We start from the raw sequence: 15,192 nt of genomic DNA on the forward strand, positions 1-15,192 counted from the left end.
TCGGTGTTGACCTCGGTGATCCCCACCTATATTCCTGGCGAGTCGGCCTACAGCTGGGTCAGCCAGTATTTTGTTCATTCGGCCTACAGTGATCGAAACCATTTTTGTAACCAGCTATTCCACTGTCCTGCTGTTCGGTTGCATCCGGCATTACCAGGGCATATTGAGGCGGCTGCCCAGGCGGCGGGGGTGGATCCGCAATACCTGCTGCACCATGGCACGGGTTTCCCATTGTTCGCCCTGACGCTGAACAATAAGCACCAAGTCCACGCCCTGGCTGCCGCCATGCTGGGTGAGGGGAGGGGAATAATGGCCCTGTCAGGACAAGCCGCCAGCAAACTCGCCTTTGGTGTAGTTTGCCTGAAATGGTGTCCTAGTTGCCTGCTGGAGGATGAACAGACGTTTGGGGCCGGATATTGGCATACAGAGCATCAACTGTATGGAGTGACCGCCTGTATCAGGCATACGCTGCGTTTGCAAACCCTGGCGGCCAGCGCGGGAGGTATCGATCGGCGACTGCTCTTGCCCGATCCCGCCATGCGCTATGAGCAATCGTTGCCGTCCGAGCAAGAAATCTACCTTTCTTCATTTATCACCGAGCTGCATCGGTATCTGTGCGTCCAGTCGCCAGTGGCATCACCAGCTGAGTATTATCGGCGATGGCTGGGACAGCAGGGCTATTTGACAGCCCAAGGTCATCTCCGCAGTCAGGCCCTGTTGAAGGCTCTGAGTGCGTTCTGGCGGAGCCTGTTTACCGGCTCTGCCCCCATGGTGCCAGTGGGCCTGGCCAGTTATCAGTACATCTCGGCTCTGGTTCACGGAAATCGTAACCACCACTACCTAAAACACGCGGTATTGATGGCGTTTGTGAGCCGCAGCCCAGCAGAATTCTTTTCCATCGAGGAGCCACACGTGATGCCGGAGCCTGCCTCTTCTCCGAGTGACAGGCAAGCCGCCGAGCAAGCGGTGTTAAGGCTGCTGGCAGAACAGACCCCCATGCGGCAGATCGCCCGCCAGACTGGATACAGTGTCGGCTATATCAAGCAACTCGCGCTGCGACACCACCAACCTGTTGACCACCGTGCCAAGCGCATCACTGTGGAGGTTGAGCGGGGAATATGGCGTCAGGCGTTCATGGGGGGAGCACGGCAGCAGATCGCGCACAGTCATGGCGTTTCTGTCGGGGCGGTCGAAGCCATTATTCAGAGCCACCAAGGGCTTTCTGACTGGCGACGGCATTTGAAAAGGGTCAACCGTCTACGTGAGCACCGTGTAACGGTGGCTGCATATTTGGCACAGCATGCCGATGTCAGTCGAGGCTGTGTCGAACAGGTGTGTAGAACCGCATTTACTTGGCTCTATAAACATGATCGTGCTTGGTTGTATCAACAGTTACCTGCCGCCAAGCGAGCAGTTCACCATCCCAGTGTGGATTGGGAAGAACGGGATAGGAAACTGGCTGAGCAACTGGGGCTGCTGGCCGAGCAGGCAAGTTCGCTATCTGCATTGGAACGGGCAGTCGATAGGCCAGACTGCCTGAGGAAATACAAAACACGTCTACCGCTCAGTTACGCATTGGCTGTGCGGCTGGTTGCGGCGTATGCCGCTCAACATCCTATGCCCTGATGCTCGCCGTCGATACCTATACAGGTTCTGATATCAGGCATCACAACGAGGAGTATTGCCATGAAGGTCGAAGCAATCGTTCCTACCACACAGGTCGTCGATATTTTGTGCGATGTCTGTGGTGCTAGTACTACTAAATCGCTCGGTACGCAGGAATTCGGCACGCTGGAAGCTTGCTGGGGTTATGGTTCGCAGCACGATGGTGAACGATATCAGGTACACCTATGTGAAGGCTGCTTTTTTGGGGCGCTGGCCAACCTGAGACAGGAGCATCGGTTGATGAATATGTTTTCGGATGATTATCAACCCGCAGACCCTGATCAATTTGGGAAAATTGAAGGCAATCGAGAGCTTATCTAACCACGATTTGAGTGGTTGTGTTGATCGGCTCATCAAGTGAGTCGATTGGTCGAGGTCATCGGCTCATCAAGTGAGTCGGTTGGTCGAGGTGATCGGCTCATCAAGTGAACCGATTGGTCGAGGTTATCGGCTCATCAAATGAGCCGATTGGTCGGGGTGATCGGCTCACCAAATGAGCCTATTGTTTGTTCTTTATGGTATGACCCTTAATCAGCAGGGGATGCCATGCCTAATCCGGCCGACAAGATCGATAACTGCCTGCGCTCCCATAGGCGTAGTAATCACATCGGCCGGTTTTTCACCACCCAATCCCCACGCAGAGCGGGTGAGCCAGCTCATCGTTTTAGCAGTATCTCCCCGGTGTAGGGATATGGCTGCGTCCACTGCTAAGGCAACCCAGTAGACGCGATCTCCCTGAGCTGTCGATAAGCGATTGCCCCGTTTGATTTGGCGATTCAGTGTGTCTCGGCTAATGCCAATCATCTGGCAAATTGTTCGGGTATTAGACCCCAATAGCGAGCTCAGTTTGACGACGATCTCAGGAGATACACCAGACACTATGTGCTGATGGGCGGCTAGCCAGTTACGTGGTAGACCGAGCGACTCCAGAACAGATAGATTGCTGGTTGTGGGAGATTGCTCTACATGAGTCATTATGAGTCTGCGCCTCCGTCTGGGGGTTGTTGATGGCAGCCCAATGCGAATCATCACTCAGGAGTTCATTGGGTCATCATCTAGTTTGGGGCATTTCGCAAGCCGTTGGCTACAAAATTGACATCATGATGTAATTATATATAAATCAATACTTTAAGTTGGCCAACCCCGATTGGCTCAGTTATCGTTCAACACAAGTGTGCACCAATCAGTTGATGGTATCCATATGACAACCATTGTGCGCTCAATCTGTTCCCTTTCTGGCGACTATTGCTGCGAATAGAATCAGTCTATGCGCGGCCCTACAACCTATAAACATTCAATCCTCCAGAGCTGCCATGGCCCCAGGGGTAGAGAGGCCGCACAGGCGTGTGCCAACCTATGAGAGGTGTCATCTGATGACGAAAGTTTTCGTCTAGTTTCCGCTTTGCCGCCTGGCATCTCGCCCGAGCAGGACTATCGTCTGCCGGTGGCGAGTGGGTCATTGCGCTAAACCGATCAAAATGCCCGCTTGGCGGCCTTTCTTGTGGCAAACCAGAGCGGCCACCTCGCTGAGTCAAACTCACCAGCGATTTGTCTTAAACTTTCATCCCGATCAGGCCCTACCGAGCTTCGACAGAGGGTGTAAAAGTGGCGCTACATTACTATTTGGCTGCGAAGCGACCATTTTGCTAAGCGAACTCTGCCATTCAACATAATGGGCATTATGCGCTGACAGATTGGCATGGTGGCTTGCAATTGTGGAGGACAGTTCTTTATTCTGTTTACCATACTTTCAGTATGGCGACAGTCGTTATGGAGTAGCGTTAATACTACTCAAATAATATGGCTTGCATTGTAGGTTCTCGTAGTAGTCCAATGTGTTACATTCACAATTTCTGATGCTGTGCAACGGTCGGTTTCACGTCTAGGAATTGGGGGCATTCAGTTACCATTACCATTTAAAGAAATGGCTGTGAATTGCTCTGATTTTTCGGGTGGACTGCCCTGCCGGGATAGAAAAACCTCAGTATAGTCAGTGCAACTACATACAATCCGCATCCAACTATCCACACCCAACCATTCCAAGATTCGTGGGTTGCACTATACAAAAATGCAAAAATAAGTGGACCGATTACACCCGTGAGGTGTGTCAAACTGGTCAGCAACCCTTGCAATTGTCCCTGTGCTACCTGACCGACACGAACAGATATAATTCCCTGCAAAGCGGGAAGAGTTATGCCACCACAAGCGAGTAACAGCACAACTGGCCAAACCATCCAGCTTTGCGTAATGACTGCCAATAAAAGTAGGCCACAGCCATCAGCCAAGATGCCAACCACGATAGCTCTCTGTTCTCCCAAATGTTTAGCGATAAAACCAGCAGCAAGTCCTTGAAACAGAGCGTGTGTAAGCCCAAACACAGCCAATGAAACACCGACCATTACGCCATCCCATGCGAAGCGCTCTTCTCCGAATAAAACCCATAATGTTGCAGGGATTTGGCCAATCAATTGAATGATGAAAAAGACAACTAGCAATCCCGATAATGGGGAGATCATCTCGCGTATGGAGGATGTGGTTTCATTGATTGTTTCATTCTTTATCTCGTCACTAACCTGATTAGCATTATGGGTCTCATGTAAAATGAATAGGGAGACCAGAAATGCCAGCCCGTTAATGGCAGCAGCGAACATAAACGGTGCCTGTACCGAAAGTTGACCTGCAAAACCACCAATGACTGGTCCAGCAATCATACCGCCACCAAAACAGGCACCCATCATACCAAACCAATGTGTCCTGGATTCCTCAGGTGTGACATCGGCAATTGTTGAGGCTGCAACAGCTCCAGTCGCACCGGTAATACCAGCAATTAAGCGTCCCAGATACAACACCCACACTACGCTGGCTGTTGCCATTAATGCGTAGTCCAGTGTTGCACCTAAAAGTGAAAGTAATAATACAGGGCGACGACCTATGCGATCTGACCAGCGGCCGAGAAGAGGGGCAAAAATCACTTGCATCATTGCATACAGCGCCAATAAAACACCGTAGTTCTCCGCAACATTAGCCTTTCCAACAAACTCCCGTAATAACGCCGGTAAGACAGGCATAATTATGCCAATCCCTATGGCATCTAAAAAAATGATGACCAGTGCCATCATCACAGTGCGGTTCATAGTTAACGCTCTCTATCGGTGATAGGGTTTGAAAAGTAACTCTATCAGTGATAGATTGTCAACAGCGAAAGGAGATAGTGATGGCACGACTAAGCTTGGACGACGTAATTTCAATGGCGCTCACCCTGCTGGACAGAGAAGGGCTAGAGGGCCTGACTACGCGTAAGCTGGCGCAGTCCCTCAAAATTGAGCAACCGACTCTGTATTGGCACGTGCGCAACAAGCAGACCCTTATGAACATGCTTTCAGAGGCAATACTGGCGAAGCATCACACCCGTTCAGTACCGTTACCGACTGAGAGTTGGCAGCAGTTTCTCCAGGAAAATGCTCTGAGTTTCCGTAAAGCATTATTGGTCCATCGTGATGGAGCCCGATTGCACATAGGGACCTCTCCTACGCCCCCCCAGTTTGAACAAGCAGAGGCGCAACTACGCTGTCTATGCGATGCAGGGTTTTCGGTCGAGGAGGCTCTTTTCATTCTGCAATCTATCAGCCATTTTACGCTGGGTGCAGTATTGGAAGAGCAAGCCACAAACCCGACAGAATACAATACAGTGATGGACGCTGTGCCACCATTATTACAGGAGGCATTTAATGTTCAGACGAGAACCACTGCTGAAACGGCCTTCCATTTCGGGCTGAAATCATTAATAGTTGGATTCTCTGCACAATTAGATGAAAAATATATGTCCATCCAGGGTAATAATAAATGATGCTGTCTATGGGGCAGTGCTAACGGTAGTAATTTTAAATCTATCGCCAGTGATTTTTATTTTTCACGCGACAAGTATTCTTGAAAATGTGTATGTGCATAGCCTTTGATAAATTAGGGAGATCCGAACAAAAGGGGGATTTCTTTGCGGGTCTGGCGGTGTTTGCCATTGAACTCGTAGTCAGCGAAGGTCAGTTGATGGCTCACGTTGGTTCTCATCCATGGTACTAAGAAAATCTGATGATCTCGTGTCAAGGATTTGTTCGCACCCTCCCCATCACGTCAAATAGAGCCTGTTTTCCAACTTAAATGTCCTGTTTGCTCACGGAGCAGATGTAGTATTACTTTTGAGTTTCCAACTTAAATGTCACATTTGGTATCGTTAACTCATTGAATACTTTGATCTGCCAGTTTCCAACTTAAATGGTTGTGATCAGGTGCTCAGCATGACCTGGCAAACAATGACCTGGTAAAAAAGGCCCTGTATCGGCAGGGCCTGGTCGGGCAATAGGGCTGAGCAGAGCTATCAAGGTGTCAAAATCCGAAACCCGTTGGCGGGTTTCGGATTTTTTTATGGGCATTTGGCAGACCCGGAACCGGGGCCTGCCGGCTTATCTGCCCTGCTGCTGCGTCGTCAACACCTGGGCTATGCCTGCCAGTATGGGGGCGGCGTAGTCGAAGAAGTGCTTGATCCCGGGGCAGAGGTAGTTCAGGCCAAGCTCGCCATCCGGGGCCCTGATCAGACGATTCTTGGGGCATTCGCCCCAGCAGAGCGTCAGGTAGGGGCATTGGCGGCAATATTCGGGCAGGCTGTCCCGCTTGGACATGCCAAAGGCCTCCTGGCGGGTGGAGAAGGCCATATGGCTCAAGGGGCGTTGTTTGATATCCCCCAGCCGGTACTCCGGATAGACGAAGTGATCGCAGGAGAAGACGCTGCCATCGTGCTCGATGGCCAGCGCCTTGCCGCAAAACTCGGCGGTGACGCAGAGCTGGGAGGGGTATCCCATGGTCTGGGCCACGGCGGTTTCGAACAGATTGACCAGTACGCGCCCCAGGTCGTTGTTGACCCACTCCTCGAACACGGTTGCCAGAAAGGTGCCCCAGTCATCGGGATCCACCGACCAGTCCGTGACGATCGACATGGGGTGGCCGGGTTTGCTCATCTCACTGCCGACCAGGGGCAGCATGCTGTCGTTCCAGAATTGCGGGGCCGTGCGTTTGAAGTCGCTGGCCTCGACGCAGGGGGTGAACTGGATGTAGCTGGCCCCCAGCTCCCGGGTCAGAAAGCGATACACCTCAAGGGGATATTTTGCATTGTGCCGGTTGATGACGGTCAGGGCATTGAAGGGAACCTGATGCTGGCGCAGCAGCGCGGCCGCCGCCATCACCAGATCGAAGGTGGGTTTGCCGCTGCGGGTCACCCGGTATTTGTCGTGCAGTGCGCGGGGCCCGTCGATGGAGAGGCCGACCAGAAAGCCGTGCTCCTTGAGAAACCGGCACCACTCGTCATTGAGCAGGATGCCGTTGGTCTGCAGGTCGTTGCGGATGCTGACCCCGGGCGGGCAATGCTGTTGCTGCAGCACCACTATCCGGCGAAAGTAGTCGATGCCGAGCAGGGTCGGTTCACCGCCCTGCCAGGAGAAGACGATCTCGTCGCCATCCTGCCCCTCTATGTAGCTGCGGATGAAGGTAGCCAGCGTCTCTTCATCCATCCTGGGTTGTCTCGGTTGATGGAGCAGCTCTTCCTTGTGCAGGTAGAAGCAATATTGGCAATCGATGTTGCACTTGGAGCCCCCCGGTTTTGCCATGACGTGGAAGCGGCGGGCATAGGCGCCGCTGCTGTCACGGCTGGCGGTTTTGAGCGGGGTGACGTCCAGGTGCGTGGTGTCACGGGTCCGGATCTTGTTCATCGTTACTCTGCTGGTGGCGGCGGGCGAGGTCGGTCCGGGGTGGGTGCCTGACGAGGTGCCCAGCTCTGCCGCATGAAGAAGATGGCGGAGGGATAACCCTCCGCCGCGTGGTTTACTGCTGAGTTTTCTGCATGGCTTCCTGAATGACCTTGGCCATGTCGAAGGTGGTACTCCCCTGAACCGGCGGATACTTGACCAGGGTGTTGACGTGCTCGCCGACCATCTCGCTGACCGGTGCCAGCATCCAGGACATCTTCTGCAACAAGTGGCCGTTGGCATCGACGGAGTCGTAACTCTCGAACGGATCGGCTCTCAGGTTGTAGAGCTTGGGCTTGGAGAGCGGGGTGAGGTTGTCATAGTAGTTTTCGGCCACCGCGAAGTGGAACTTCCAGGGGCCGACTCGCACCGCAGAGAGCTTGTCCTCGAAGTAGTAGAAGATGGAGTCGCGAGCCGACTCCTTGCTCTTGCCTTCCCAGTAGGCGAGGTTGTTGACGCCATCTATGTACTGTTTCTTCTCGTCCATCATCTTCTTGCTGACGTCAGGAACGCCAGCAGCCGCCGCCAGGGTGGTAAAGAGATCCTGGTGACCCTGGATACCGTTGAGCACGCCACCCGCCGGGATCTGGGCCGGCCAGCGCGCCATCATGGGCACCCGGACGCCCCCTTCATAGGTGGTCATCTTCTCGCCGCGAAACGGCGTGGTGGCGCCATAAGGCCAGGAGGAGTGTTCCGGACCGTTGTCGGTGGTATAGATGACGATGGTGTTCTCTTTCAGCCCCCGTTTTTCCAGCTCGTCGAGCAGATAGCCGATGTCGCTGTCGTGCTGCATCATGCCGCTGCCATGGTAGTCGTATTCGCTGGTGTACTGCTCGGCTGCGTAGCGCCACTTGTCGTTGAGACGGGTATAGAGATGCATGCGGCTGGTGTTGACCCAGGTGAAGAAGGGCTTGTCTTCCTTGATCGAGCCGTCGATGAACTTGAGGGCGGCCGGGATCATCTCGGCGCGGTCGAACTCCTTCATCCGCTCCTGACCCAGCGGGCCGGTATCGGTGCACTTCTGTTTGCCGACTTCGCCGAAACGTGGGTCGACCGTCTTGTCTTCGGTCTCGGTGGCATAGCAGTGCAGGACGCCGCGGGTACCGAACTTCTTGCTGTACGCCTCGAGCGAGCCTGAATACTGCTTGGCAAAATTCTGGTAATCCCGTTGCTCGTGTTCTTCCTGGGTATTGAGGTGATAGAGGTTGCCAAAGAATTCGTCGAAGCCGTGGACGGTCGGCAGGGCAAAGTTGTGATCCCCCAGGTGGTTCTTGCCGAACTGGCCGGTCTTGTAGCCGACGGCTTTGAGCACTTCGGCCAGAGACGGGGACTCTTTCTTCAGGCCCAGGGCGCCACCTGGCATGGCCACCGTCGTCATGCCGGAACGAATGGGGTACTGGCCGGTCAGGAAGGCGGCGCGGCCCGCCGTCGAACTCGGCTGGGCGTAGTGATCGGTGAACTTGATCCCCTCCTTGGCGATCCGGTCGATGTTGGGGGTGGTGTAACCCATGGTGCCCATGCCATAGGCGCTGACGTTCTGCCAGCCGATGTCGTCACCGAAGATGACCACTATGTTCGGTTTATCCGTTTTTGCCATGACGCCGGCAGAGAGGATCATGCTCACCGCCGCCGATATTTTCCCTAGTTGCATCTTTTCGCTCCGTGTAGGCTCAGAAAAAAACCTCGTTGGCCGAACGACTTGAGCATTCATGACACGGCGGCCCGTTGAGCCCGGGGGCCCCATGCGAAGAATGACGCGGCAAGCCCCCAGCTTATTACTTAACCGCCGACTAATAACCTGAATGTCAGTTGTGTCGTGTGCAGAGTGTGATGGCGATCTCATGTCGCCGAGCAGACCTGCGCGATCGAACAGTGCGTGACAGGGAAAGGGTGAGAGGCCTCTTTATTCCGGTGCCATGACAGGTCAATCTGGTCAGATAGATGATGTGCCGCCCGCTCAGAAGGGGGGCATGGGTCTGTGCCCGCGGCGACCGGATGACCACGAGGTGCATAGGTATGGAGGCGCTGGCGAGCAGCGCAGCAACGCCATCAGGTGGCGACATGGCAGGAGAGAGGAATGGACAATACCGAACGATTTTCAGCTCGCGTTGAGGCTTATGTGAAATACCGCCCCGGCTACCCGCCGGCCATGCTGGACTTTCTGGCCGATGAACTGGCCATGGGACCCGCTAGCCAGGTGGCCGACATAGGAGCGGGCACCGGCATTCTGACGGCGCTGCTGGCCCCCCGGGTGGAGCGGGTCTGGGCAGTGGAGCCGAATCAGGAGATGCGCGGGGCGGCGCAGCAGTTGCTGGCCGGGGTTGCCAATGTCGGCTGGTCTGACGGCCGGGCCGAGGTCACCGGTCTGCCGGATGGCTGTGTGGATCTGGTCACGGTGGCCCAGGCGTTTCACTGGTTCGATCGTCCCGCCTTCAAGCAGGAGTGTCGGCGGCTGCTAAAGCCAGGTGGCAGAGTGGCCCTTATCTGGAACGACAGGCTGACTGACACCCCGTTTCTCAAGGCCTACGAGGCGGGGCTGCGCACCTATTCGGGGGATTATGAGGAGGTCAATCATCGCAACCTGGGGGAGGCGGATTTTGCCGCCTTCTTCGAGGGAGATTACCGGCTCGAGCGCTTCGCCAACCGTCAGCTGTTCGATCTCGACGGGGTGCTGGGGCGGCTCAACTCCTCCTCCTATGCCCCGGTGGCCGGTTCGCAGGCCCATACCGAGTTGACAGCGCTGATTGCCCGGGAATTTGAGCGCCACGCCGTCAACGGTGTGATTGCCTTCAATTACAACACCCTGCTCTACAGCGGTCGGGTGTAGCCGGGTCAGATAAAAGCGGCCCCTCGCATCAGGGACGAGGGGCCGCAAGGGGGCAGTGCAATCGGCTCGCTGCCAGTGGGTTGCCGCCGGGCTAACCCTTGTTCAGGCCCAACATGGCCATCGCCTTGGCCAGGGTATCGACGGATTCCTGATGCTTGCCCGCATTGTGCAGCGCTTCGCCTTCGGCACGCAGTTTCTTCACCTGTGCCAGTTGCTCGGTGCTCAGAGGCGGGGACTTGGCCAGGGCATCGTCAATCTTCTTCATGTCGGCGGGACAGTGAAAGGCGAGCACACTGCCGGTAAAGAGCAGGGTTAACAGAAACAGGGCTGGTTTCATCTTGATTACCTCGCTGGTGGACATCAGCAAGGATAGACCTCACCGCCGCCCTTGTGTTGGCCGGCATCGCAACTCGATTCACTCTGCGAGAGGGGGCTGAGCTCTGCCCCTCAGACGCGGCCAGGGGCGATGCGGGGAAAGGAGAGGGTAAAGCAGCTGCCTTTGCCCGGCGCCGAGCGAGCCGTCAGGCCACCACCCAGCACCGAGGTGGCGATGCGGCGGCAGATGGAGAGCCCCAGTCCGGAGCCCCCCTTGCCCAGGGTGGTGGTAAAGAAGGGATCGAAGATGTGGGCCAGTACGTTGGGCGCCATGCCGCGACCGTTGTCCAGCACCTCCAGGTGGATGGACTGTTGGTCCTGATGGGCCCGGATCTCGATGCGTCCATCCTGGCGATCCCCGATGCCATGGAGGAGGGCGTTGTGGAGCAGGTTGAGCAGCACCTGGCTGAGGGGGCCCGGGTAGCTGTCGCAGAGCAGCTCCTCGTCGATGAGATTGTGCAGTACGACCTGATCAAACCCGGGGCCGGCCTTGAGGCTGGCCAGGTTGTCGTCGATGAGACGCCTGAGATCGAAGCTGCGCCGGCTCTCCGAGGTCTGCTCGATGGCCACCTGCTTGAAGCTGCTGATCAGCTTGGCCGACTGGGTGATGGCCTGCAGGGCCAGCTCGCTCATCTCCTGGCTGGCGTGCACAAACTCCTCCAGCGTGGTGCGACGGATAGTCTGAGCCCCCAGCTGGGCGGCCAGCTGCCGGGTTTGCTCCTGCAGGGCCGTGGTGGCGATCAGGGCGTTGCCGATGGGGGTGTTCAGCTCATGGGAGATGCCGGCCACCATGGCCCCCAGCGCCGCCAGGGTTTCGGTGTGGATGAGCTCCTCCTGGGTTTTTTTCAGACTGTCTAGGGTGTGGGTCAACTGCGACTTGTGCTGCTCCAGCTCTTCTTGCGTCTCCTGCAGACGAATATTGTCGTAGAGGGTGTGCATGCCCTGCTGCACCGAATCACGAAACTGCAGGAGCAGTTGCCGGTAGAGGCCGCCGTAGTCGTTCTCCTCCCGGCTCAGCACGCAGATGGTGCCGAAGAGTCTGCCATCGGGCCAGCAGAGCGGCAGACCGCAATAGGAGATCATGCCGACTTTGATGTCCGGATTGTGCTGCCATTCGGGATCTTTGAAGGCATTGGGCACCAGAAGCTCCTGGCGGGTATCCATGACCCGCTCGCAATAGAGGCCGGAGTCGAGGTGTTCGCGGGCACCGGCCGGATAGCAGTTGTCCGGCGTCTGGCTGGTGATGAACACTTCTATCTCGCGAGGGTGTACCCGCATGATGAGCCCGGCCGGCACGTGAAACAGCTCAGCCATCAGGTTGACGGTCTTCTGCCAGGAGAGACGCAGGGAGTCCGGGATCTCGAACTCGGGGGCGATCGGGTACTTGGATAGGCTCGCAGACATGAAGGCGTTCCTGTTTGCTGGGGCTGGGGTGAGTGGACTGTATTCCCATTCTAGTTGTCCGGCGCGGGCCCTGCGTGTCATGAGTTGACTGATCCCGCGGGGTTGAAGCGAGCGGGAAGCAAACGGTACCATGACTGTTTTGCTCACAATTGCGCCAACCAGGGAGACCCCATGACACTCGCAAGGTTCCTCTCACCCCTGACCAGCCTGGTGATCTTCATTCTGGGTCACGGCATGTTCAACACCCTGCTGACGGTGCGCCTCTCTGCCGAGCAGGTATCGGCCCAGGCCATCGGCCTGGTCTCGGCCGCCTATTTCGGCGGTCTGGTGCTGGGGGCCTTCGTCAACGCCCACCTCATCATCCGGGTGGGCCACATCCGGGCCTATGCGGCCTATGCCTCCCTGCTCTGCTTTCTGTTTCTGCTGCACGGCATGGTTGTGGAGCCGCTCAGCTGGGCGGCGCTGCGGCTGGTGGGGGGCTTTGCCACCGGCGGCCTGTTCGTGGTGCTGGAGTCCTGGATGCTGGTCTCCAGCACCCCGGCCAACCGGGGCCGGCTGATGTCCCTCTACATGATCCTGCTCTACGGCTCCCTGGCGCTGGGACAGCTGCTGCTCAAGTGGGTGGATCCCATGGTGCTGACCCCGTTCGCCCTGTGCGCCATGGCGGCGACCCTGTCGGTGATCCCGCTGGCGGTTTCCCGGGTGGCAACCCCGGCCATGGTGGCGCCCCAGCCGGTCGGCGTCTTGGAGCTGGTGCGGCTCACTCCGGCGGGGATGGGCAGCAGCTTTACCTCCGGTCTGGTGCTGGGGGCCATCTATGGCCTGTTGCCGCTCTATTTCACCGACAGCGGCTCGTCCCTCTCCCAGGTGGCGGAGATGATGGCGCTGGTGATCCTGGGGGGCATGTGCCTGCAGTACCCCATCGGTCGCCTCTCCGATCGCTACGACAGGCGAGGGGTTATCCTGCTGCTCGGCGCCGTCTTGGCGCTGCTGGCCCTGTTGATGGTGCTGCTGCCGGATGCCTGGCGCGGCCCCGCCGAGGGGGGGCTGGTGTTCCTGCTGGGAGGGATGGCGTTCTCCATCTATCCCCTGAGCCTCAGCCACGCCTGCGACGAGCTGCGCCCGGATCAGGTGCTGGGGGCCAATCAGGGGTTGCTGCTCGCCTACAGTCTGGGGGCCATGACCGGGCCGCTGCTGGCGCCGTTTGTCATGACGCAGTTCGGGCCAGAGGGGCTGTTCGTCTACTTTGCCCTCTGCGGTCTGCTGCTGGCAGGTTATCTCGGCTGGCGCAGGCGGCAGCGGGCACCCATCCCCTTGGCCGAGCACCAGGTCTTCATCCCGGTGCCGCCCAATACCCCCATGACGGCTGAGCTGGAGCCGAGAACGGATCTGGACGGGGAGGCGGTGCCCGCCAGCTATGCCACGCCCGAGCCGGATGAGGTCCAACCGTCGAAAGCCGGCTGAGCCTTTTCGCACCAATAAAAAAGCCGACTCTGTGAGTCGGCTTTTTGTCCATCTGGTCGCTATCAGGCGGTCACGGCGTCGGCCTTGGTCGCAGCTGCTTCTGGCGCCGGGTTGCGAATGAGGTAATCAAACGCCCCCAGCGCGGCGGTCGCCCCGGCGCCCATGGAGATGATGATCTGCTTGAACGGCACTGTGGTGGCATCCCCTGCGGCGTAGACGCCGGGCAGGGAGGTGGCGCCCTTGGTGTCGATCTCTATTTCGCCAAAGCGGGTCAGGGCCACTTCGCTCCCTTTCAGGAACTCGGTGTTCGGCACCAGGCCTATCTGGACGAAGATACCCGCCACCGCCAGGTGCTTGATCTCGCCTGTGGTGCGATCTTCGTAATCCATGCCCACCACCTTGCTGCCGTCACCGATCACTTCGGTGGTGCGGGCGCTCATGATGATGTCGATGTTGCCCATGGAGCGGGCCTTCTTCTGCAGCACCTCGTCGGCACGCAGGGTGTCGGCAAACTCCACCACGGTGACGTGCTCGACGATGCCGGCCAAGTCGATGGCCGCCTCGATGCCGGAGTTGCCGCCACCGATCACCGCCACTCGCTTGCCCTTGAAGAAGGGGCCGTCACAGTGCGGGCAGTAAGCCACGCCCTTGGTGCGGTACTCGAGCTCGCCCGGCACGTTCAGATCGCGCCAGCGGGCACCGGTCGCCAGGATCACGGCGCGGCTCTTCAAGGTGGCGCCAGAGGCGAGATCCACGTTGACGTAGCCATCCTTGCTGATGGCGGCGGCGCGCTGCTCGGTGATCACTTCCACGCCGTACTGCTTGACGTGCTGCTCCAGGCTGGCGGCCAGCTTGGGGCCTTCGGTGTAGGGCACGGAGATGAAGTTCTCGATGCCGACGGTGTCCATCACCTGGCCACCGAAACGCTCGGCGACGATGGCGGTGCGAATGCCTTTGCGAGCGGCATAGATGGCCGCTGCGGCGCCGGCCGGGCCACCACCCACGACCAGCACGTCGTAGGGGGCCTTTTCGCTCAGCTCTTGCGCCTTGCGTTCGGCTGCGCCGGTGTCGAGCTTGGCGACGATCTCTTCGAGCGAGATACGGCCCTGGCTGAACGGCTGGCCATTCAGGTAGACGTTCGGTACCGCCATGATCTGACGCTCGTTGACCTCGTCCTGGAACAGGGCGCCGTCGATCATGGTGTGAGTGATGCCGGGGTTCAGGGTCGCCATCAGGTTGAGGGCCTGCACCACGTCCGGGCAGTTGTGGCAGGAGAGCGAAATATAAGTCTCGAAGTGGAACTCGCCCTTCAGATTCTTGATCTGCTCCTGCACGGCCGCATCGGCCTTGGAGGGGTGACCGCCGCTTTGCAGCAGGGCAAGCACCAGGGAGGTAAATTCATGACCCATGGGGATGCCGGCAAAATGAACGCGCGGGGCCTGGCCCTTCGGCGTGACGCTCATGGAAGGCTTGCGGGCATTGGTGCCAGAGGTCTGGGTAATCTTGGGGGACATCTCGGCGATCTCGCTGGCCAATGCCAGCAGTTCGGCGGATTTGTCGCTGTCGTTGCCGGACACGCTGATCTCGATGGGATTGACGATGTACTGCAAGTAACCGTTGAGTTGTTGTTTGAGGTTGGTATCTAACATGGTCGAATTCCTTCTT

12 protein-coding genes are annotated in these 15,192 nt (G+C 57.5%); 5 read left to right on the plus strand and 7 right to left on the minus strand.

The features are described 5' to 3' along the window. Positions 1-3: 3 nt before the first annotated feature. The gene (locus AB5Y98_RS16550) at positions 4-1,626 is read left to right on the plus strand and encodes a TnsD family Tn7-like transposition protein (RefSeq protein WP_235655439.1); all 1,623 of its coding nucleotides are present in this window, start codon (positions 4-6) and stop codon (positions 1,624-1,626) included. Positions 1,627-1,686: 60 nt separating this feature from the next. Continuing rightward, a complete protein-coding gene (locus tag AB5Y98_RS16555) occupies positions 1,687-1,986 on the plus strand; it encodes a hypothetical protein (RefSeq protein ID WP_024941359.1) in 300 nt (99 codons plus the stop codon). 210 nt (positions 1,987-2,196) lie between these two features. Here the strand turns inward: AB5Y98_RS16555 and AB5Y98_RS16560 are convergent, their stop codons facing one another. Continuing rightward, positions 2,197-2,694 (minus strand): antitoxin Xre/MbcA/ParS toxin-binding domain-containing protein, encoded by a 498-nt coding sequence (locus AB5Y98_RS16560; RefSeq protein WP_307772448.1) that lies wholly within the window; start codon positions 2,692-2,694, stop codon positions 2,197-2,199. Positions 2,695-3,581: 887 nt separating this feature from the next. Beyond that, positions 3,582-4,799, minus strand: coding sequence for a tetracycline efflux MFS transporter Tet(E) (gene tet(E), locus AB5Y98_RS16565; protein WP_011899270.1), 1,218 nt, complete (start codon positions 4,797-4,799; stop codon positions 3,582-3,584). 80 nt (positions 4,800-4,879) lie between these two features. On the opposite strand from tet(E), the gene AB5Y98_RS16570 reads away from it, so the two are divergent. Then, entirely contained in the window at positions 4,880-5,512 is a 633-nt protein-coding gene (locus AB5Y98_RS16570; RefSeq protein ID WP_011899269.1) for a tetracycline resistance transcriptional repressor TetR(E), read from the plus strand. 610 nt (positions 5,513-6,122) lie between these two features. On the opposite strand, the gene AB5Y98_RS16575 is transcribed toward AB5Y98_RS16570, so the two are convergent. Then, entirely contained in the window at positions 6,123-7,421 is a 1,299-nt protein-coding gene (locus AB5Y98_RS16575) for an anaerobic sulfatase maturase (protein ID WP_368232293.1), read from the minus strand. Positions 7,422-7,533: 112 nt separating this feature from the next. Beyond that, positions 7,534-9,075, minus strand: a complete 1,542-nt coding sequence (locus AB5Y98_RS16580; protein ID WP_117404154.1) for an arylsulfatase — start codon at positions 9,073-9,075, stop codon at positions 7,534-7,536. Between the two features lie 459 nt (positions 9,076-9,534). Between AB5Y98_RS16580 and AB5Y98_RS16585 the strand changes: the two genes are divergently transcribed. Further along, positions 9,535-10,284 (plus strand): class I SAM-dependent methyltransferase, encoded by a 750-nt coding sequence (locus AB5Y98_RS16585; RefSeq protein WP_368232294.1) that lies wholly within the window; start codon positions 9,535-9,537, stop codon positions 10,282-10,284. Between the two features lie 91 nt (positions 10,285-10,375). Here AB5Y98_RS16585 and AB5Y98_RS16590 read toward each other — a convergent pair whose 3' ends face one another. Both AB5Y98_RS16590 and AB5Y98_RS16595 read right to left on the minus strand, forming a co-directional pair. Next, positions 10,376-10,621: a hypothetical protein gene (locus tag AB5Y98_RS16590; protein ID WP_005299713.1), complete on the minus strand. Its 246-nt coding sequence runs from the start codon at positions 10,619-10,621 to the stop codon at positions 10,376-10,378. Between the two features lie 110 nt (positions 10,622-10,731). Then, positions 10,732-12,063, minus strand: a complete 1,332-nt coding sequence (locus tag AB5Y98_RS16595) for an ATP-binding protein (RefSeq protein ID WP_368232295.1) — start codon at positions 12,061-12,063, stop codon at positions 10,732-10,734. Positions 12,064-12,234: 171 nt separating this feature from the next. Between AB5Y98_RS16595 and AB5Y98_RS16600 the strand changes: the two genes are divergently transcribed. Then, on the plus strand, positions 12,235-13,527 hold the full coding sequence (locus AB5Y98_RS16600; RefSeq protein WP_139751911.1) for an MFS transporter: 1,293 nt from the start codon (positions 12,235-12,237) through the stop codon (positions 13,525-13,527). Positions 13,528-13,589: 62 nt separating this feature from the next. Here the strand turns inward: AB5Y98_RS16600 and ahpF are convergent, their stop codons facing one another. Then, positions 13,590-15,176 (minus strand): alkyl hydroperoxide reductase subunit F, encoded by a 1,587-nt coding sequence (gene ahpF / locus AB5Y98_RS16605; RefSeq protein WP_319909878.1) that lies wholly within the window; start codon positions 15,174-15,176, stop codon positions 13,590-13,592. Between the last annotated feature and the right edge of the window lie 16 nt (positions 15,177-15,192).

Source organism: Aeromonas sp. s3 (assembly GCF_040907805.1).
Taxonomy (GTDB): Bacteria; Pseudomonadota; Gammaproteobacteria; order Enterobacterales; family Aeromonadaceae; genus Aeromonas; species Aeromonas dhakensis.